Source organism: Luteibacter pinisoli, assembly GCF_006385595.1.
Taxonomy (GTDB): domain Bacteria; phylum Pseudomonadota; class Gammaproteobacteria; order Xanthomonadales; family Rhodanobacteraceae; genus Luteibacter; species Luteibacter pinisoli.
In genome coordinates this window covers 342,465-358,921 of record NZ_CP041046.1, presented here as the reverse complement: position 1 = coordinate 358,921, position 16,457 = coordinate 342,465, and the positions used below count along the sequence as shown (strand labels likewise).

At 67.0% G+C, this 16,457-nt stretch carries 18 protein-coding genes; 7 read left to right on the top strand and 11 right to left on the bottom strand.

Annotated elements, in window-relative coordinates:
* Positions 1–3 precede the first annotated feature (3 nt).
* On the bottom strand, positions 4–1,791 hold the full coding sequence (locus FIV34_RS01645; protein WP_139979028.1) for a cation:proton antiporter: 1,788 nt from the start codon (positions 1,789–1,791) through the stop codon (positions 4–6).
* Positions 1,792–2,109: 318 nt separating this feature from the next.
* Between FIV34_RS01645 and FIV34_RS01640 the strand changes: the two genes are divergently transcribed.
* Positions 2,110–2,691, top strand: coding sequence for a DUF6338 family protein (locus FIV34_RS01640; protein ID WP_139979026.1), 582 nt, complete (start codon positions 2,110–2,112; stop codon positions 2,689–2,691).
* Between the two features lie 143 nt (positions 2,692–2,834).
* Here the strand turns inward: FIV34_RS01640 and FIV34_RS01635 are convergent, their stop codons facing one another.
* From FIV34_RS01635 to ubiK, 3 genes are all read right to left on the bottom strand, one after another.
* The gene (locus FIV34_RS01635; protein ID WP_139979024.1) at positions 2,835–3,779 is read right to left on the bottom strand and encodes an alpha/beta fold hydrolase; all 945 of its coding nucleotides are present in this window, start codon (positions 3,777–3,779) and stop codon (positions 2,835–2,837) included.
* An 88-nt stretch (positions 3,780–3,867) separates the two neighbouring features.
* Positions 3,868–5,367 carry a YifB family Mg chelatase-like AAA ATPase gene (locus tag FIV34_RS01630; protein WP_139979022.1) on the bottom strand — a complete coding sequence of 500 codons (1,500 nt, stop codon included), beginning with the start codon at positions 5,365–5,367 and terminating at the stop codon, positions 3,868–3,870.
* Positions 5,368–5,549: 182 nt separating this feature from the next.
* On the bottom strand, positions 5,550–5,804 hold the full coding sequence (ubiK, locus tag FIV34_RS01625; protein WP_139979019.1) for a ubiquinone biosynthesis accessory factor UbiK: 255 nt from the start codon (positions 5,802–5,804) through the stop codon (positions 5,550–5,552).
* 179 nt (positions 5,805–5,983) lie between these two features.
* Between ubiK and glnK the strand changes: the two genes are divergently transcribed.
* On the top strand, positions 5,984–6,322 hold the full coding sequence (gene glnK / locus FIV34_RS01620) for a P-II family nitrogen regulator (protein WP_139979017.1): 339 nt from the start codon (positions 5,984–5,986) through the stop codon (positions 6,320–6,322).
* 6 nt (positions 6,323–6,328) lie between these two features.
* On the opposite strand, the gene FIV34_RS01615 is transcribed toward glnK, so the two are convergent.
* Together FIV34_RS01615 and gpmA are read right to left on the bottom strand one after the other, a co-directional pair.
* On the bottom strand, positions 6,329–6,880 hold the full coding sequence (locus FIV34_RS01615; RefSeq protein WP_246058724.1) for a CcdC protein domain-containing protein: 552 nt from the start codon (positions 6,878–6,880) through the stop codon (positions 6,329–6,331).
* A 121-nt stretch (positions 6,881–7,001) separates the two neighbouring features.
* Entirely contained in the window at positions 7,002–7,742 is a 741-nt protein-coding gene (gpmA, locus tag FIV34_RS01610) for a 2,3-diphosphoglycerate-dependent phosphoglycerate mutase (RefSeq protein ID WP_139979015.1), read from the bottom strand.
* Positions 7,743–7,890: 148 nt separating this feature from the next.
* Between gpmA and FIV34_RS01605 the strand changes: the two genes are divergently transcribed.
* Positions 7,891–8,541, top strand: a complete 651-nt coding sequence (locus FIV34_RS01605) for a DUF4097 family beta strand repeat-containing protein (RefSeq protein WP_139979013.1) — start codon at positions 7,891–7,893, stop codon at positions 8,539–8,541.
* A gap of 3 nt (positions 8,542–8,544) precedes the next feature.
* Here the strand turns inward: FIV34_RS01605 and hemF are convergent, their stop codons facing one another.
* Positions 8,545–9,447 carry an oxygen-dependent coproporphyrinogen oxidase gene (gene hemF, locus FIV34_RS01600; RefSeq protein ID WP_139979011.1) on the bottom strand — a complete coding sequence of 301 codons (903 nt, stop codon included), beginning with the start codon at positions 9,445–9,447 and terminating at the stop codon, positions 8,545–8,547.
* Between the two features lie 90 nt (positions 9,448–9,537).
* On the bottom strand, positions 9,538–10,239 hold the full coding sequence (locus tag FIV34_RS01595; RefSeq protein WP_246058723.1) for a YdcF family protein: 702 nt from the start codon (positions 10,237–10,239) through the stop codon (positions 9,538–9,540).
* Positions 10,240–10,356: 117 nt separating this feature from the next.
* On the opposite strand from FIV34_RS01595, the gene FIV34_RS01590 reads away from it, so the two are divergent.
* Genes FIV34_RS01590 through FIV34_RS01575 form a run of 4 tightly spaced genes read left to right on the top strand, consistent with a single transcriptional unit; the run spans position 10,357 to position 14,741 of the window.
* Positions 10,357–11,559 (top strand): beta-ketoacyl-[acyl-carrier-protein] synthase family protein, encoded by a 1,203-nt coding sequence (locus tag FIV34_RS01590; RefSeq protein ID WP_246058722.1) that lies wholly within the window; start codon positions 10,357–10,359, stop codon positions 11,557–11,559.
* Positions 11,556–12,356 carry a beta-ketoacyl synthase chain length factor gene (locus tag FIV34_RS01585; protein WP_139979009.1) on the top strand — a complete coding sequence of 267 codons (801 nt, stop codon included), beginning with the start codon at positions 11,556–11,558 and terminating at the stop codon, positions 12,354–12,356. The genes FIV34_RS01590 and FIV34_RS01585 overlap by 4 nt, the downstream gene beginning before the upstream one ends.
* Positions 12,353–13,123, top strand: coding sequence for a glycosyltransferase family 2 protein (locus FIV34_RS01580; protein WP_139979007.1), 771 nt, complete (start codon positions 12,353–12,355; stop codon positions 13,121–13,123). Before FIV34_RS01585 ends, FIV34_RS01580 begins: the two co-directional genes overlap by 4 nt.
* Before the next feature lie 22 nt (positions 13,124–13,145).
* A complete protein-coding gene (locus FIV34_RS01575; protein WP_139979005.1) occupies positions 13,146–14,741 on the top strand; it encodes an NAD(P)/FAD-dependent oxidoreductase in 1,596 nt (531 codons plus the stop codon).
* A 7-nt stretch (positions 14,742–14,748) separates the two neighbouring features.
* Here the strand turns inward: FIV34_RS01575 and FIV34_RS01570 are convergent, their stop codons facing one another.
* From FIV34_RS01570 to FIV34_RS01560, 3 genes are read right to left on the bottom strand one after another with little or no spacing between them, the layout of a single operon-like run.
* Positions 14,749–15,204 carry a hotdog family protein gene (locus FIV34_RS01570; RefSeq protein ID WP_342777371.1) on the bottom strand — a complete coding sequence of 152 codons (456 nt, stop codon included), beginning with the start codon at positions 15,202–15,204 and terminating at the stop codon, positions 14,749–14,751.
* Positions 15,197–16,147, bottom strand: coding sequence for a lysophospholipid acyltransferase family protein (locus FIV34_RS01565; protein WP_139979003.1), 951 nt, complete (start codon positions 16,145–16,147; stop codon positions 15,197–15,199). The genes FIV34_RS01570 and FIV34_RS01565 overlap by 8 nt, the downstream gene beginning before the upstream one ends.
* Positions 16,144–16,452, bottom strand: a complete 309-nt coding sequence (locus FIV34_RS01560) for an ApeI family dehydratase (RefSeq protein WP_139979001.1) — start codon at positions 16,450–16,452, stop codon at positions 16,144–16,146. The genes FIV34_RS01565 and FIV34_RS01560 overlap by 4 nt, the downstream gene beginning before the upstream one ends.
* Positions 16,453–16,457 lie beyond the last annotated feature (5 nt).

Below are 16,457 nucleotides of genomic sequence, written 5' to 3'. Positions count from 1 at the left end.
CGGTCAGGTCGCCGGCGGCACCAGCGCGACCACCGTCCAACCCGGCCTGGGTTCCAGAACGCGCTGGCCCGTGGCGATCCGGAGATCGCCACGGCCCTCCACGCCAAACAGCAGCACCGCATCCGCGCCGTATTGTTCGACGAAGCGCGGCCAGTCGAAGGCCTCGCTGAGGCGCGTCGCCTTGATCCGCCACCCGGCCTTCAACAGCTCGTGGAAGCGCGAATGGGTCATGTCCTCGGTGAACAGCGCCGGGGCCAGGAGGCTACCGGCGAGCGATACCCGGCCGTGGCTCTCTTCCGGCGAAAGGTTGCGCAGGCGGAACACCTTCTCGCGACCGAATTCCTCGCGGTAGTGCACGCTGACCAGCGAATTCAGTTCGCGATGCGTCGACATGGCCAACAGGTGGCCGACGCCGGCAAGGTCCAGGTTGCGGTCAGCGGCCTGCGATGCCGGGTTGCCGAAGAACGTCGCCAGGCCTTCCATGCGCGCGATCCGGATGCCCTCCCAGTCATCGTCGGCCACGATGACACGCAGGCCTTCCACGGCATGCAACGCACGCGCGACGTCCAGCGCCACTGCGTTGGCGCCGTACACCAGCACGCCACGCGGCTCCGGCTCGGCAACCCGCAGCCAGCGTGCGAGTGGGCGTGCCGTGGCGCCCTGGAACACGACGGTGCCAATGATCATGAGGAAAACGAGAGGTACGAGCGCGTCGGCGCCTGTCATCCCCGTCCCTTGCAGGCGGATGGCGAACAACGCGGACACCGATGCCGCGACGATGCCCCGCGGCGCCACCCAGGCCACCAGGGCGCGCTCGCGCCAGGTCAGGCCGCTGCCGAGACTCGACACCCACACGGACAGCGGCCGGATCACCAGCTGCGCGACGGCGAAAATCAGAAGTCCCGCGACGAGGGTACCCTGCGGCAACGGCCACTGCAGCCGCGCCGCCAGCAGGATGAACAACGTGGACACGAGCAGCGTGGTCAGGTGTTCCTTGAAGTCCATGATGTCGTCGATGTGCACGTCCCGCATGTTGCCCAGCGCGATGCCCATGATCGTCACAGCGAGCAGGCCGGATTCGTGGGCGAAGGCGTTCGCACCGCTGAAGGCCAGAAGCACCGCGGCAAGCGTGCCGAAGTTCTGCAGGTATTCGGGAATCAGGTGGCGGCGAAGCAGGTTGCCGTGGATAAACGCCGCCGCTGCGCCTACCGCGACGCCGCACGCGACGGTGCCGAGGAAGACCTGCAGCGAATGCCCTTCGCGATGCGAGGCGATGGCTTCGTAGACCAGCACGGCAAACAGCGCACCCACCGGATCGATCACGATGCCCTCCCAGCGCAGCACGTTCGCGATGCGTGCATTGGGGCGGACGGTGCGCAACATCGGCGCGATGACGGTGGGGCCGGTGACGCAGGTCAGCGCACCGAACAGGAACGACAGCGCCCAGCCCAGCCCGCCAATGAAGTGCGCGGCGCAGGCGAGCATCCCCAGCGCCAGCACGGCTCCGTAGGTGACGAGGCCCCGGACGGCATGGCCGATGCCCTTCAGCTCATGGAAGCGAAGCGTGAGGCTGCCTTCGAAGAGGATCACGGCGACGGCGAGCGACACCGTGGGGAACAGCAGGTCGCCCATCACCTTGTCCGGCTGGAGGAGCCCCGTGACCGGACCGGCCAGGATGCCGGCCACCAGCAGGAACAGGATGGCCGGCAGGCGCGCCCGCCAGGCAACCCACTGGCACACGAAGCCGATGCCAAGCACCAGGGTCAACAACAAGCCGAGTTCGATACGCATGTAAGCCCCTGGACGCAAAAAAAATCGGCCTGCACCAAAACGGTGGGCCGACAAAAAAATCGTATCGAAGGGGATGTGAATAAAAGGCCGGTCCCGGTGCTGAAGCGGGGGGAGGGAGGGGTATCCAGCACCGGGACAGGGCGGGCGGCCATTAGCAAACCGCCTGGTATAGAATTCTCCGCCTCGCCCACCCCATTTGTCAACCCGTCAGTACATGAAATAAGTATTAACTCTTACGGGGGACGCTGGGCGGCGCTGACCTACGGGCGCCGGACTCATCCTTAGCATGGGAAAGACTTTCCAACTCCGGCCCATCTCATGCCAGAGCTTTCTCGCGAACTGATTGCCCTTCTCCAGTACCTCGCGCCAGGCTTTCTCGTCACCGGCATTTTTTACGGTACGACCTCCCACGAGCGGCCTTCGCAATTTGAGCGCGTCGTCCAGGCGCTGCTGTATACGGTTCTTGTCCAGGCCATCGTCGCCACTGTCCGCGTCGTAGCGATCGCGATGGGCCAGTTCATATCACTCGGTATTTGGACGTCCGAAAGCACCCTCGTCGCGAGCATCAGCGCTGCCTTAGCCGTGGGATTCGTTGCCTGCGCGTGGACGAATCACGACACGATTCATGCACGGCTGCGAAAGTTCGGAGTGACCCAGCGAACTTCTTATCCAAGCGAATGGGTTCAGGTGTTCAACAAAAGTACGCGCTTCGTTATTCTAAATTTGCGAGACGGATCCAGACTCAGCGGATGGCCCGCTGTCTGGCCGGCAAGCCCGGAAAAAGGCCATTTCTACATCACCGAAGGCGTCTGGCTTCGCATGTGCACGGACAATCGTGATTGCGAAGTTGAGGGCATTCTCATCAGCGCCACCGACGTAACGCAAATTGAGTTCCTGTAAGGATAACGACCATGAAACTACCCTGGTTCAAAAAACGAGGCGTCCGCGCCGAGCCTAAAATTCTCGGCCACAACCCTCCCCCGACGTTTCCGCCGCCCGATTGGATCCTCGATCGAAGCGAGCGACTCGCAAAGAAGTGGCGATCAGTGCCCAAGGTCACCGAGAAAGCGGAGCATGAGTGAGGCGATGTCATCCACCTTCTCATCCAGCGCGAAATGCCCCGCGTCCAGCTGGTGGATCTCGGCCTTCGGCAGGTCGCGCCTGAAGGCGTCGCCTCCCGCTGCAACGAATGACGGATCGTGCGTCCCCCACACGACCAGCGTGGGCGGTTGCTTCTCACGAAACCACGCCTGCCACGCGGGATACGACGCGACGTTGTTGCGGTAGTCGTAAAGCAGCGCCTTCTGGATCTCCGCCTGCCCCGGCCGTGTCAGGAAGGCGTACTCATCGACCCATAGGTCAGGGCTGTATCGCTCGGGATGGGCGCTACCGGCGATATGCCGCTGCTTCGCACCCTCGAGCGACGTGAACGCCGCGAACACCTCGGGGTGCGCATCCGGGTTGTCCCAGAATTTGGCGATGTTCGCCCACTTCGCGCCCAGCCCTTCCTTGTAGGCATTCGCATTCTGCAGCACGAGTGCGCGCACGCGCTCCGGGTGCTTCAGCGCGATCCGATAGCCGATGGGGCCGCCGTAGTCCTGCAGGTACATCACGTAACGGTCGACCTTCAGTTTTTCCAGCAGCGCGTTGGTCGACTCGGCCAGATGGTCAAAGGTGTAGGTGTACTGCGACGGCGGCGGCGCATCGCTGTTGCCGAATCCCGGATAGTCTGGGGCGATGAGGTGATACTTCGTGGCCAGCAGGGGAAACAGCGTATCGAACATGCGCGACGATGAAGGGAACCCGTGCAGGAGCACGATGGTCGGCGCATCCTTTGGGCCCGCCTCGCGATAGAACATGCCCACGCCGTCCACGTCGACCTTGTGGTACGTGATGGAGGTCGAGCTCGATGGGAGTGTCACAGGCGCCTCGATGGCGGCGGGCGTGGCGGTAGCCATGGCAAGCACGAGAAGAAACGAAGATGTCATCGCCAGGCTCCCGGATCGTCGTTAACGCGCGGAGCAAAGCATGGGCGCGATGCAGGAGATTGTCGAAACCTGCCTTTCGCGCGACCGTTCAGAACCGGCGGTAATGCATCGCTTCGGCGAGGTGCGACTGCTCCACGCAGCCGGTGCCGCCTTCGAGGTCGGCGATGGTGCGGGCCACGCGCAGGATGCGATGATAGGCGCGTGCCGACGCGCCCAGTTTGTCCAGCGCGGCTTGCAGCCAGTCCCGCTCGGCGGAGCGCAGCGCGCAATCGCGTTCGAGATTCACCACGCTGAGTGCCGCGTTTGGCTGGCCTGCGCGCAGCAGCGCCTTTTCACGAGCGCGCACCACGCGCTTGCGCACGGTGGCACTGTCGTCGTCGTTCGGGCCCCGGTTGGCCGAGAGTTCGGTGATCGACACGCGCGGCACTTCGACACACAGATCGATGCGGTCGAAGAGCGGGCCAGAAATCTTTCCCTTGTAGCGGGCCACCTGGTCGGGGGTGCAGCGGCATTCGTGGAGCGGATCACCCAGGTAGCCGCACGGGCAGGGGTTCATCGCCGCCACCAGCTGGAACTCCGCCGGGAAGGTGGACTGCCGGGCCGCACGGGAAATCACGATCTGGCCGGATTCCAGGGGCTCGCGCAGCACCTCGAGTACGTGCCGGCTGAATTCGGGCAGCTCGTCGAGGAACAGCACGCCATTGTGTGCCAGCGAGATTTCCCCAGGGCGCGGAGACGATCCGCCGCCCACCAGCGCGGCGCCTGAGGCCGTGTGGTGCGGCGCCCGGAACGGGCGGCGGCGCCAGGCTGCAGGATCGACCACTTCCCCGGCCAGCGAGCGGATCGCGGAGCTTTCCAGCGCTTCGGACTCGGTCATCGCAGGCAGGATGCCGGCGAGGCGCTCTGCCAGCATGGTTTTGCCGGTGCCGGGCGGTCCCATGAGCAGCAGGTGGTGCCCACCCGCCGCCGTTATTTCCAGAGCCCGCCGCGCCTGGTGCTGGCCGCGCATGTCGCGCATGTCTGGCATGCCGGTAAGCAGGTCGTCGATATCGGGCGCCGTGGGCGTACCCAGCTCGCCCTGCCCGCTCAGCCACGCGCAGACCTCGGCCAGGCTGTCGGCCAGCAGGATGTCACTTTCGCCAATCAGCGCGGCCTCGGCGGCGTTCGCCCGCGGCACGACGATCCGGCGGCCACAGCGGCGGGCGCGAATCAGCGCAGGCAGGATGCCGGGCACGGGACGCAGCTCGCCGGAAAGGGCCAGCTCGCCAAGGAACTCGCAATCGTCCAGGCGCTCACGCGGCACCTGGGAGCCGGCGGCAAGGATACCCAGCGCGATGGCCAGGTCGAACCGGCCGCCGTCTTTGGGCAGCTCGGCAGGCGCCAGGTTCACCGTAACGCGGCGGTTGGGGTATTCAAAGGCGGTGTTCTGGATGGCGACGCGGACGCGGTCGCGCGCCTCGCGTACCGCCGAATCAGGCAGGCCAACGATGGACGTGGAAGGCAGGCCACCGGACAGGTGGACCTCGACGACGACTTGCGGCGCGGCGACACCTTCCTGCGCGCGCGAAAGAGTGACGGCGAGGCTCATGACGTGGAGTAGCGTAACCGCTTACGGATCGCGACGGGCTGCGAACGGTGGGGATCCATGGTGGACCGGGTTCGCATGACGCACTCCTTTGCGCTGGGCTTTGGGAAATAACCGCCCCCAACCGCTCTCGGGGTGAGGGTGACGGATCAGGGGCGGTCCCGGGACCTTGCGGCCATCCTTGGTTATTGGCCGCTAGGCGTGGCACCAGCCTCCAGGCTGGCGACCCGCTTTTCCAAACTTTCGAGCCTTTCGCGGGTCCGTGCGAGTACCTGGCTCTGAACGTCGAATTCCTCTCGCGTTACGAGATCGAGGCGGCGTAGTCCCTGCGCCAGGATATCTTTGAAGTTGGCGTGCAGATCCTGCCGCGCTTGCGCCAGCCCTGGCGGAACCAACGATGCCAACCGCTCAGCGAGTTGGTCGATACCCTGCACATCCATCCTGCAAACCCCGATGTCGTGGAACCAATTTTAGGTGAACGAAATGTAGGCGCTATCAGCCGACGCCCCTACGTAGTGTAGGGTTTTTCCTACAAAGCACCCAAGACGGCCGCGACACGGGCGTATGGCACAATGGCGGTCCGCGTGCCGCCGGCCGGTGCGCCCCAAGGAGTTCGTACATGAAGCTGGTGGTCGCCATCATCAAGCCGTTCAAGCTGGACGACGTCCGCGAGGCTCTGGCCGACGTAGGCGTGCAGGGCGTGACGGTGACGGAAGTGAAGGGCTTCGGCCGTCAGAAGGGCCATACCGAGCTCTACCGCGGGGCGGAGTACGTCGTGGACTTCCTGCCCAAGATCAAGCTTGAGGTCGCCGTGGCGGATGACCAGCTGGAGCGCGTCGTCGAGGCCATCCAGCAGGCGGCCCGCACCGGCAAGATCGGCGACGGCAAGATCTTCGTCACCTCGCTGGACCAGGTGGTGCGCATTCGCACCGGCGAGCTGGACAACGACGCCCTCTGAGGCCGGTCAGGCCGCCTGGGCCAGCGCCTGCCGCTTGAAGCGGCGGTGGTGGACCAGGATGCCGGCGTAGTACGCCAGGTAGTAGCCCAGGGTCAGCCCGACCACGGCCATGGTCAGCGGGCTGTCGCCCGGTGCCGGGCCATGCGCAGGCGCCGTGCCCGCGTGGAACGCGCTGCCGAGGATCACGAACCGGTAGACCATGCGGCCGACCAGCAGGGCCGTGAGCCCCGCGCCGAGCCACGGGTTCGGCGTGTAGCCATCGGTGTTGCCAGTGCCGATCTCGAAGCGGGTGAGCTTCAGGCCCAGCATGGCGAGGGCGCCGCCCACGATGAGACCGGCCAGGGCCCCCTCGGCCAGGTGGATGCTGACAAACCCTATGGTCATCAGCAGGCAGGCCACCACGGCGAAGATGCCCACGCGCACGGCCATTTTCCGCGTGTGGATCGGCTGGAAGCCGAAATTGCGGCGCACGCGGCGGTAGACCACCCAGAGCATCAGGCCGGCCATGGCGACCGGGACAAGGGCGGGGGTGGACTGAAGGGCGGCCTGGGCAAGCATGGCGGGTCTCGCGTTTGAGGTGTGGGGTTACCTTAGCGTCGAGCCCTGGCGGAGCCCATGAGCAGTCGCCACCCTTATGGGGTGACGACTGTCAGGCGTGGGTCGCACACAGGGTGCGCTCCTACGCCTTGGCCTTGCCCTGGTTGGCGACCGCGGCCATCTTCGCGGCGATCTCGGCCGCATCGCCCAGGTAGTAATGCTTCACCGGCTTCATCTCGGCGTCGAACTCATACACCAGCGGGATACCGTTGGGGATATTGAGCTCGGCGATGTCGTCGTCCGAGATGTTGTCGAAGAACTTCACCAGCGCGCGCATGGAGTTGCCGTGGGCGGCCATGAGCACGTTGTTACCGGCCTTGATGGCCGGCGCCAGCACTTCGTGCCAGTACGGCAGCACGCGGGCCACCGTGTCCTTCAGGCACTCGGTGAGCGGCACGTCGGCAATGCCCTCGTAGCGGGCATCGTCGGCGAACGACATCTCGCCCGGCTTCAGGGCCGGCGGCGGGGTGTCATAGCTGCGGCGCCAGATCTTCACCTGGTCCTCGCCGTACTTCGCCGCCGTCTCGGCCTTGTTGAGGCCGGTCAGGGCGCCGTAGTGGCGCTCGTTGAGCCGCCAGTCGGTCACGACCGGGATCCACATCAGGTCCATCTCGTCCTGCACGTGCCACAGCGTGCGCACGGCGCGCTTCAGGTACGAGGTATGGGCCACGTTGAAGGTGAAGCCGGCATCCTTCAGCAGGCGGCCGGCCTCGCGGGCCTCGGCCACGCCCTGCTCGCTGAGGTCGACATCGGCCCAGCCACTGAAGCGGTTCTCGAGGTTCCAGGCCGACTGGCCGTGGCGGATCATCACAAGCTTGTACATGGCGTCCAACGATGCGAGGGGAAAAAACCGATGGTGGAACGCTGGCCCGGAGGCGTCAACTCCGAGGGCACCCCCTGCCGCAAGTCACGCTAAACCTTGCGACGCCCGGGTGCATCCTATGGGTCCAGTCCACCCGGAGCAGTCCACCATGCGTCTTACCCTGATGTCGGCACTTATCGCCCTTTCCCTCTCCGGCGCCGTCCTGGCCTCCGAAGATGTCAGCAAGGTCAACGGCACGGCCAGCGTCGAGGCCGGCCAGCACGCCGGTAATGTCAGCACGGTCAACGGCTCGGTCCGGATCGGCGACAAGGCCACCGTGGAGAAGGCCAGCACCGTGAATGGCTCCGTCGAGTTGGGCGAAGGCGCGACGGCCAATGTCGTGAAGACCGTGAATGGCGGCGTCAGCCTCAATGAAAACGCCCGCGTCGCCGGCGACCTCAGCAACGTGAACGGCCGGGTCAAGCTTGCGAAGGGCGCCGACGTCAAGGGCCACCTGGAAAACGTCAACGGCGACATCACCCTCGACCACGCGCACGTCGGTAGCGGCATCGAAACGGTGAACTCCGACATCACCATCGGCGACAGCTCGAAGGTGGAAGGCGGCATCCTCGTGAAGAAGCCCAACATGGGCTGGCACAGCGAGAACAACCGCCCGCCGGTCATCACCATCGGGCCGCACGCCGTGGTCACCGGCACCATGACGTTCGAACGCGAAGTGGTGCTCAATGTCAGCGACTCGGCCACCGTCGGCAAGATCGAAGGCGCGACGCCGAAGAAGTTCTCCGGCGCGAACCCGTAACGCTTAAAGCCAGTCGCGCGGCTTGAGGTATTCGGCCAGCTTCGCCTCGGCGCTATCCGGCGCCGGGGTGAAGCCGTACTCGAAGCGAACGCGCGGCGGCAGGCTCATCAGGATGGATTCCGTGCGGCCGCCCGACTGCAGGCCAAACAGCGTGCCGCGGTCGTACACCAGGTTGAACTCCACGTAGCGGCCGCGACGGTAGAGCTGGAACTCGCGCTCACGGTCGCCGTATGGCACGTCGCGGCGCTTCTCCACGATAGGCAGGAAGGCATCGAGGAAGCCCTGGCCGACGTCGCGGGTGAAGTCCATGCAGCGGTCGAAACCGCCTTCATTCATGTCGTCGTAGAACAGGCCGCCCACGCCGCGCGTCTCGCCGCGGTGCTTCAGGTAGAAGTATTCGTCGCACCACTTCTTGTAGCGGTCGTAGACATCCTCACCGTAGGGCGCGCACAGGTCTTTCGCCACGCCGTGCCAGTGGCGCACGTCCTCGTCGAACGGGTAATACGGGGTGAGGTCGAACCCGCCGCCAAACCACCACACCGGCTCGGCGCCGTCGCGCGAGGCCTCGAAGTAACGCACGTTGGCGTGCGTGGTCGGGATGTACGGATTGCGCGGGTGGATCACCAGCGACACGCCCGTGGCAATGAAGCTGCCGCCGACCAGGTCGGGGCGGTGCGCGGTAGCGCTCGGCGGTAACGGCGAGCCGGCCACGCGGGAGAAGTTCACCCCGGCCTGCTCGAACACCGCGCCATCGCGCAAGACACGCGTGCGGCCACCACCGCCGGCGGGCCGCGTCCACGCATCCTCTTCGAAGCGCGCCTCGCCATCGGCCTGTTCCAGGGCGGCGCAGATGCGGTCCTGGAGCCCGCGCAGGAAGGCCTCGGCGATATCGGCTTGTTGGGACATGGTGGCGGGGCGCCTCTGTAGGGATATCGCAAGCTTAGCAAGGCAGCCCGACGGCGCTGCTGCGGCACGCCGCCGCGCGGTCCTGACCGGTCAGGAAAGCCGCGCCACGACGCGCTGGTTGCCCGTGAGCCGGGCCCAGCGCCAGCCGGTGTCGATCCACATCAGGTACCCGGCCTCGAGCGCCATGCGCCTCACATAGCGGTAACCCGGCTCGAGGTCGGGCTCGGCCGCAATCGGCGTCGCGTCGAACGCGAGACGTCGTGCCAGGTAAAGGCAACGCGCGAGGTGGTAGCGGCTGGTCACCAGGCCCACCGAAGGCAGGTGCCCCTCGCCGCCCAGCAGGTCGCGGGCGTGGCGGAGGTTTTCCAGCGAGTCCACGGACGCCTGCTCCAGCACCAGCGGCACCGCCGCCGGCCAGCCGGCGGCTTCGAGCCACTGCCGCCCGGCTTCGGCCTCACTCAACGTGCCGCCGTCGCTCTGCCCGCCAAGCAGCAGCACCTGCCGGGCCAGGCCATCAAAGGCGTTGGCGCGGGCGCGCGTCAGCCGGCCGATGAAATCCGCTTCGGGCTGGCCGTCTACCAGGCGCCGCCCGAACACCAGCAAGGTGTGCGGCACGGGCAGCCGCGTGGCACTGCCGCGGGCGACACGCCAGACCCGGACGAAGTGCGCGATGTAGAGGACGCCAAGGCTCGCGATGAGCGCCAGCAGGGTGACGGCGGCGGCCTGGAGGATGTCGCCGTCACCCAGGTAACGCCAGGGGCCGCGACGCATCGTTTTGGGTAAGCCTGTCATGGCAGTGGCAGCTTCCTCGGGACGGCCAGTCTTGCGGATCGGGCGTAGCCACGCAATCGCTGAACCACCCTGCCGTGTTCACGCGACGCTACGCCGCAAAAAGGATAGGCTGCCGCCATGCCTCATCCCATGTCTCCCTTAGCTGTCCGTGCGTTTACCGCCACCTCCGCACTTGGCCGCGGCCTTGAAGCCCACGCCGCCGCCATCGCCGGCTCACGCGGCGGCCTCGCGCCCAATGATTTCTCCACCACGGCACTGCCCTGCTGGATCGGCCGCGTCGCCGGTGTCGAAGACGAACCCCTTCCCGGCGAGTACGCGCAGTGGGAATGCCGCAACAACCGGCTGGCCTGGCTCACCCTTCGCCAGGATGGCTTTATCGACGCGGTGCGCGCCGCCCGCGAGCGCTACGGCGCATCGCGCGTCGCCGTGTTGCTCGGCACCTCCACCGCCAGCATCGGCGCCACGGAAGAAGGCTACCGCCGCCTTGAAAACGGTGCGATGCCGGACGACCTGCAGCGCCCGGCCATCCATACGCCGCATTCGCTCGCCGGTTTCGTGGCCGACGTCTTTGACCTGGAGGGGCCCTGCCTCACCGTGGCCACGGCCTGCTCCTCGAGCGCGAAGGTGTTTGCGAATGCGGAGCGCATGATCCGCCTGGGCCTCATCGATGCAGCCATCGTCGGCGGTGTCGATACGCTGTGCGACAGCGTGCTGTTTGGCTTCAATTCGCTGGAGCTCGTCTCCGGCGAGCCGTGCCGTCCGTTCGACGCGGACCGCAATGGCATTTCCATCGGCGAGGCCGGTGGCTTTGCACTGATCGAGCGCGCCGTGGAAGGCGATACGTCGCCACTGTTCATCGGTTACGGCGAAGCGAGCGACGCCCATCACATGTCGACGCCGCACCCGGAAGGCCTCGGTGCCGAGCTCGCGCTGCGCGACGCGCTTGCGCGTGCGGGCATCGAAGCGGGCGACGTGGATTACATCAACCTGCATGGCACCGCCAGCCAGAAGAACGACGAAGTGGAAGCCGCCCTCGTGGCACGCAGCTTCCCCGCCACCACGCGCGCCAGTTCCACGAAGGGCTTCACCGGGCACACGCTCGGCGCTGCCGGGATCCTCGAAGCCACGCTGACGCTGCTGGCCATGCGCGATGGCGTGGTGCCGGCCAACCTCGGCGCACGCACGCCGGACCCCCTGTGCGGCCCGCAGATGGCCTGGCAGTCGGAGCAGGCGGATCTGCGCATCGCGCTGAGCAACTCGTTCGGATTTGGCGGCAACAACGCCTGCCTTGCCTTCGCCCGCCAGGGAGCGTCCGCATGAGCGCCGCGCTGACCGTGTGGGTCAAGGGTATCGGCCTGTGGGCACCGGGCACGCCGACCTGGCATGCGTTTCGCGAAGTCGCCACCGGCGAAGCGTCACCCGCCGGGAACGAGCGCCCTGTCGCGGACGTGCTTCCGCCCAACGAACGGCGCCGCGCCCCGGAAAGCGTGCTGCTCGCCGCCGCGGCCGCCGGCCAGGCCGTGGCCATGAGCGGACTGAATGCGGCCGACCTGCCCTGCGTGTTCGCCTCGTCCCATGGCGACCAGGTGATCACCGACTACATGTGCGCCACGCTGGCATCCGCGCCGGCGGAGCTCTCGCCGACCAAGTTCCATAACTCCGTGCACAACGCACCCGCCGGTTACTGGACCATCGCCACGCACTGCCATGCGGCGTCGAGCGCCGTATCCGGTGGCGAAGAAAGCTTCGGCGCGGGCTTGCTCGAAGCGGCGACGCTGGCCGTGGCCGACGACCGCGATGTGCTGCTTGCCAGCTACGACATCGCGGGCACCGGCCCGATCGGCGGCATGACCCTCACCACCGGGGCGTTCGCGTCGGCCCTGGTGCTGTCGCCACGCGCGGACGGTGCCGCCATCCGCCTGGACATCACGCCCGAGCCGGGCAATAGCGCCGGCGAAGCCAGTGGCGATGCATGGATGGATGGCCTGGCGGCCAGCAACCCCTCCTCGCTCGCGGTGCCCCTGTTCCACGCGCTGGCCGCCGCGCATTCCACTGCGCTGCGCGTGCCCGCGGCGCGCGGACTGGACCTGCATATCGACGTGGAAACCGTCCCATGAACGCCGCCGGCGGCCGCTACTGCGTGCTGATTCCCTGCCTCAACGAGGCACAGGCGATCGCGCGCGTGGTCGGCGAGGCGCTGGCGCTGGGCATGCCCGTCATCGTCGTCGACGACGGCTCGGATGACCCCACACCCGACATCGTCGGGGCCATGCCGGTGACCCTGCTCCGCCACGCCACCCGGCGCGGCAAGGGCGAGGCGCTGCGCACCGGCTTCCGCGAGGCCATGCGCCTGGGCTACGACGGGGTGTTCACCATGGACGGCGACGGCCAGCACCTGGCCGGCGACATACCGGCCATGCTTGAAGCCAGCCGGCAACATCCGGGGGCCATCGTCATCGGCGCGCGCCTGCTCGAACGCGAGCAGCAGCCGCCCGGGCGCCGGCGTGCGAACGCCGTGGCCGACTGGGGTATCTCCTGGGCCTGCGGCCGTCCCATCGCCGATACGCAGAGCGGCCAGCGCTTCTACCCGCGCGCCGCGCTTGACCTGGTGGACGTACCGGCGGAGAACTTCGTCTTCGAGGCCGCCGTGCTGATCACGGCGTGCCGGGAACGCGGCGTGGGCGTCGTCTCGGTGCCTATCGCCTCGCGTTACCAGGGCGAATTCCGCATCAGCCACTTCAGCCCGGTGCGCGACGTGACACGCATCACCACCTATACCATCGGCCGTCTGCTTCACTACGGCCATATCGTTTCCAGCTACCGCCGTTCGCGCGCCACGCCCACGATCATCGCCGACGCAACGAACGCCACCACGACCCATTAAGCGCGAGCCAGAAGGTGAAGGGATGAACCACACGCCGCACGACGCCGTCATTCTCGGGGGAGGCCTCGCCGGGCTTTCGCTGGCGATGCAACTCAAACGCGAATACCCGGACATGGATATCGTGGTGCTTGAACGGCACACGCGCCCGCTGCCGGAGGCGGCGTTCAAGGTGGGCGAATCCACGGTGGAAATCGCCGCGCACTACTTCGCCGATACGCTGGGCCTGCTCGACCACCTCGAGTCGGCGCATATCCGCAAGTTCGGCTTCCGCTTCTTCTTCTCCGAAGGCCGCGACGACCTGGCCGACGTGACCGAGCTCGGCGTCAGCGCCGTGCTGCCGACACCCAGTTACCAGATCGACCGCGGCATCCTCGAGAACTACATGCGCGAAGAGGCGCTGCGCCGCGGCATTGACGTGCGCGAAGGCGTCGTCGTGCGGCACCTCGACATCGGCAGTGGCGACGAGCCGCACACCGTGCGCGCCAGCGCCCACGGTGGCGAGAGCGAACTACGGGCACGCTGGCTGCTCGACGCCAGCGGCCGCGCCGGACTCATGCGCCGCAAGCTCGACCTCACCCGTGATAACGGCCACCACGCCAACGCCGTGTGGTTCCGCATCGATGAGCGCCTGGCGATCGATGGCTGGTGCGACGATGGCGAATGGAAGGAGCGCTGCGAGCCACCCGAGCGCTGGCGCAGCACGAACCACCTGGTCGGCCCCGGCTACTGGGCGTGGCTGATTCCGCTGTCGTCGGGCGCGCATTCGGTCGGCATCGTGGCGGATGCCGCGATGCACCCGCTGGACACGATGAACACCTTCGACAAGGCGCTGACGTGGCTGTGGGAACACCAGCCGGTGGTCGCGCGCCAGGTGGAAGCGCGCAAGGACAAGCTGCTCGACTTCGCCTTCTTCCGCCACTTCTCGTACGGCTGTTCGCGGATGTATTCGTCGGACCGCTGGGCACTGACCGGTGAGGCGGGCGCCTTCCTCGATCCGTTCTATTCGCCCGGCAGCGACTTCATCGCGATCAGCAATACGTACATCACCCAGCTGGTCGGCATCGACCGCCGCGGCGAGGCACTCGGCCCGCACGCGCGCCTGTTCGAGCGGCTGTTCTTCTCGTTCTACGACAGCACGCTGCGCATGTATCGCGGCCAGTACAACCTGTTCGGCGACCCGGAAGTGCTGCCGATCAAGGTGATCTGGGATTACGCGTATTACTGGGGCGTGCTGTGCCAGATCGTGTTCCAGAACCGCCTTGGCGATGCGGCCTTCATCAGCCGCATGGGGCCTGAGCTGTCAGCGAGCACCGAGCTCAACATCCAGATGCAGGCGTTCTTCCAGCGCTGGCATGCCGTGTCGGAGAAGCGCAATCGCAAGCTGATGCTCGACCAACGCGACCTCACCTGGTTTGCCGACATGAACCGCACGCTGCATGACGTGCTCGATGACGACGCCCTGGCGGCACGCCTCGACAACAACGTCAACATGATGCGCCTGCTCGCGGCAGGCATTATCGAACGCGCGGCGATCGACCACCCTGCGCTGATGGAAGGGAACGATCACCTGGTGGATATCGAAGGGGCGCGGACGAAGCTGTTCGACCTGGTGGCCTGAGCCCCGCTCAGGCGGGGTGGATGACCGCGACGCGGCCGCTGGCGATCTCGCGGCCGTCGTGCTCGATGCGGAAGGTGTATTGCGCACCACCCACGTCGACCAGCAGGCAGTCGGCGTAAACGTCCAGGCGGCCATCGAGCGTGTCCACCCGATCGACGGCCAGCTTGACGCCACGCAGGCTGACCAGCATGCCCGGGCGGGGTTCGGTGGCGCCGGTGGCTTTCGCGCGCAGGGCCCCGTGCACGGCCGTGGCCTGTGCACCGTACTCGGCAAGGTGAATCGCGTGAAGGCCGCTGTGTCCGCGCAACGGATGCGTCGGCAGCGTGTGCGTGGTGCTGATCGCGTGGATACTGTCGTTGTCGAACGCCATCACGCCGTCCAGCAGGCACATATCGCCCGCGTGCGGCACGAGGTCGACGAAGTCGGCCTTCACGAGCACGGGTTGCGCGACGCCATCAGGCATCGGCGTGTTGCACCGGCGGCGGCGCGGACGCCGAGGCCTCGTCGGCGCCGTCGGCTTCCTGCCAGAAGTCGTAGAAGTTGAACCAGTTGAACGGGTAACGGCGGCAATAGTGCTCGATGCGCGCGGCGTAACTGCCCACGACGTGGTCGAGCGCCTCGGCGCGGTTGGCGCGCGGGATCGAGATGCCATCGGAGAAGGCTTCGAAGATCAGGCGATAGCGATTGCCGCCCTCGTAGATGCCGAAGCACAGCACCACCGGCACCTTCAGCGCCGAGGCGAGCAGCCACGGCCCGACCGGGAACGAAGCCGGCGTGCCGAGGAAGGGCACGGTGCGCGAGGCCTCAAGGCGATGGCCGCGGTCGGCGAGCAGGGCCACCATGCCGCCGTTCGCCGTGCCTTCGCTCATGGCCAGCGCCACGGAGGTGCCGCCCAGCGAGGCATCGATGACGGCCGCGCCGACCTCGGGCGCGAGCGCCTCGAGCAACGCGGTCAGTGCCGGCGTCTTCTGCTTGTCCAGCACGACGCGCAAGGTGACGTCCGGACGGCGCTGGCCCAGCGCGCGCAAGGCCTCGAAGCTGCCCTGGTGGGAGCCGATCAGCAGCACGCCGCTTCCGGTATCGAGGCAGTCGTCCAGGGCTTGCAGGCCGTCTACTTCCACCTTGAAATCGCGCTCGCCGCGAGCCAGGAAAAACATGCGGTCGAACAGCGTCGTGGCGAACATGTGGATGTGGTGGAACACGTCCGCGTTCGTCACCGGGCGATCGAGCACCCGCGCGAGGTAAAGGCGCGATGCCAGGCGCTCGGCGGGCCGGCGCAGGAAGAAATACAGCGCGATGGGCCACAGCAGCACGCGCGCCACCCCGCGACCCAGGCCCAGGCTGACGGTGCGCAGGAGCCAGATGGCCAGGAAGCCACCGCCCTCGCGTTGTTGCCAGTGGCTCATGCGCTGCCCTCCAGCGTGCCGCGGAGCAGCACCTCGTCGCCCCGGCGCACCTGCAGCCGGTAGCGGCGCTCGCCGGCGTCGGTCAGTTCCAGCACGGCGTCCTGTTCGGGCAGCAACGGTGCGACGAACTTGGCATCCACCACCTGGCGCACGGACGCGCCACGCCACGCAGCCAGCGCTTCGGCTGCCTGCTCGAGGATCAGCACGCCGGCCACGATCGGCCGGCCGGGAAAATGGCCGGCAAAGCTCGGGTGATCCGCGGCGAAGCGGAAGGCGTGGGCGTGGGTGCTGGCAGCGTCGGTCATGGTCG

What these genes read in the sequence shown, in the direction of transcription:
- FIV34_RS01560 (WP_139979001.1), bottom strand. Translation starts at nt 16,452, where the DNA reads ATGACCGACGCTGCCAGCACCCACGCCCACGCCTTCCGCTTCGCCGCG.
- FIV34_RS01565 (WP_139979003.1), bottom strand. Translation starts at nt 16,147, where the DNA reads ATGAGCCACTGGCAACAACGCGAGGGCGGTGGCTTCCTGGCCATCTGG.
- FIV34_RS01585 (WP_139979009.1), top strand. Translation starts at nt 11,556, where the DNA reads ATGAGCGCCGCGCTGACCGTGTGGGTCAAGGGTATCGGCCTGTGGGCA.
- FIV34_RS01580 (WP_139979007.1), top strand. Translation starts at nt 12,353, where the DNA reads ATGAACGCCGCCGGCGGCCGCTACTGCGTGCTGATTCCCTGCCTCAAC.
- FIV34_RS01645 (WP_139979028.1), bottom strand. Translation starts at nt 1,791, where the DNA reads ATGCGTATCGAACTCGGCTTGTTGTTGACCCTGGTGCTTGGCATCGGC.
- FIV34_RS01575 (WP_139979005.1), top strand. Translation starts at nt 13,146, where the DNA reads ATGAACCACACGCCGCACGACGCCGTCATTCTCGGGGGAGGCCTCGCC.
- FIV34_RS01615 (WP_246058724.1), bottom strand. Translation starts at nt 6,880, where the DNA reads ATGCTTGCCCAGGCCGCCCTTCAGTCCACCCCCGCCCTTGTCCCGGTC.
- FIV34_RS01570 (WP_342777371.1), bottom strand. Translation starts at nt 15,204, where the DNA reads ATGCCTGATGGCGTCGCGCAACCCGTGCTCGTGAAGGCCGACTTCGTC.
- ubiK (WP_139979019.1), bottom strand. Translation starts at nt 5,804, where the DNA reads ATGGATGTGCAGGGTATCGACCAACTCGCTGAGCGGTTGGCATCGTTG.
- FIV34_RS01630 (WP_139979022.1), bottom strand. Translation starts at nt 5,367, where the DNA reads ATGAGCCTCGCCGTCACTCTTTCGCGCGCGCAGGAAGGTGTCGCCGCG.
- FIV34_RS01595 (WP_246058723.1), bottom strand. Translation starts at nt 10,239, where the DNA reads ATGACAGGCTTACCCAAAACGATGCGTCGCGGCCCCTGGCGTTACCTG.
- gpmA (WP_139979015.1), bottom strand. Translation starts at nt 7,742, where the DNA reads ATGTACAAGCTTGTGATGATCCGCCACGGCCAGTCGGCCTGGAACCTC.
- FIV34_RS01635 (WP_139979024.1), bottom strand. Translation starts at nt 3,779, where the DNA reads ATGACATCTTCGTTTCTTCTCGTGCTTGCCATGGCTACCGCCACGCCC.
- FIV34_RS01640 (WP_139979026.1), top strand. Translation starts at nt 2,110, where the DNA reads ATGCCAGAGCTTTCTCGCGAACTGATTGCCCTTCTCCAGTACCTCGCG.
- glnK (WP_139979017.1), top strand. Translation starts at nt 5,984, where the DNA reads ATGAAGCTGGTGGTCGCCATCATCAAGCCGTTCAAGCTGGACGACGTC.
- FIV34_RS01605 (WP_139979013.1), top strand. Translation starts at nt 7,891, where the DNA reads ATGCGTCTTACCCTGATGTCGGCACTTATCGCCCTTTCCCTCTCCGGC.
- FIV34_RS01590 (WP_246058722.1), top strand. Translation starts at nt 10,357, where the DNA reads ATGCCTCATCCCATGTCTCCCTTAGCTGTCCGTGCGTTTACCGCCACC.
- hemF (WP_139979011.1), bottom strand. Translation starts at nt 9,447, where the DNA reads ATGTCCCAACAAGCCGATATCGCCGAGGCCTTCCTGCGCGGGCTCCAG.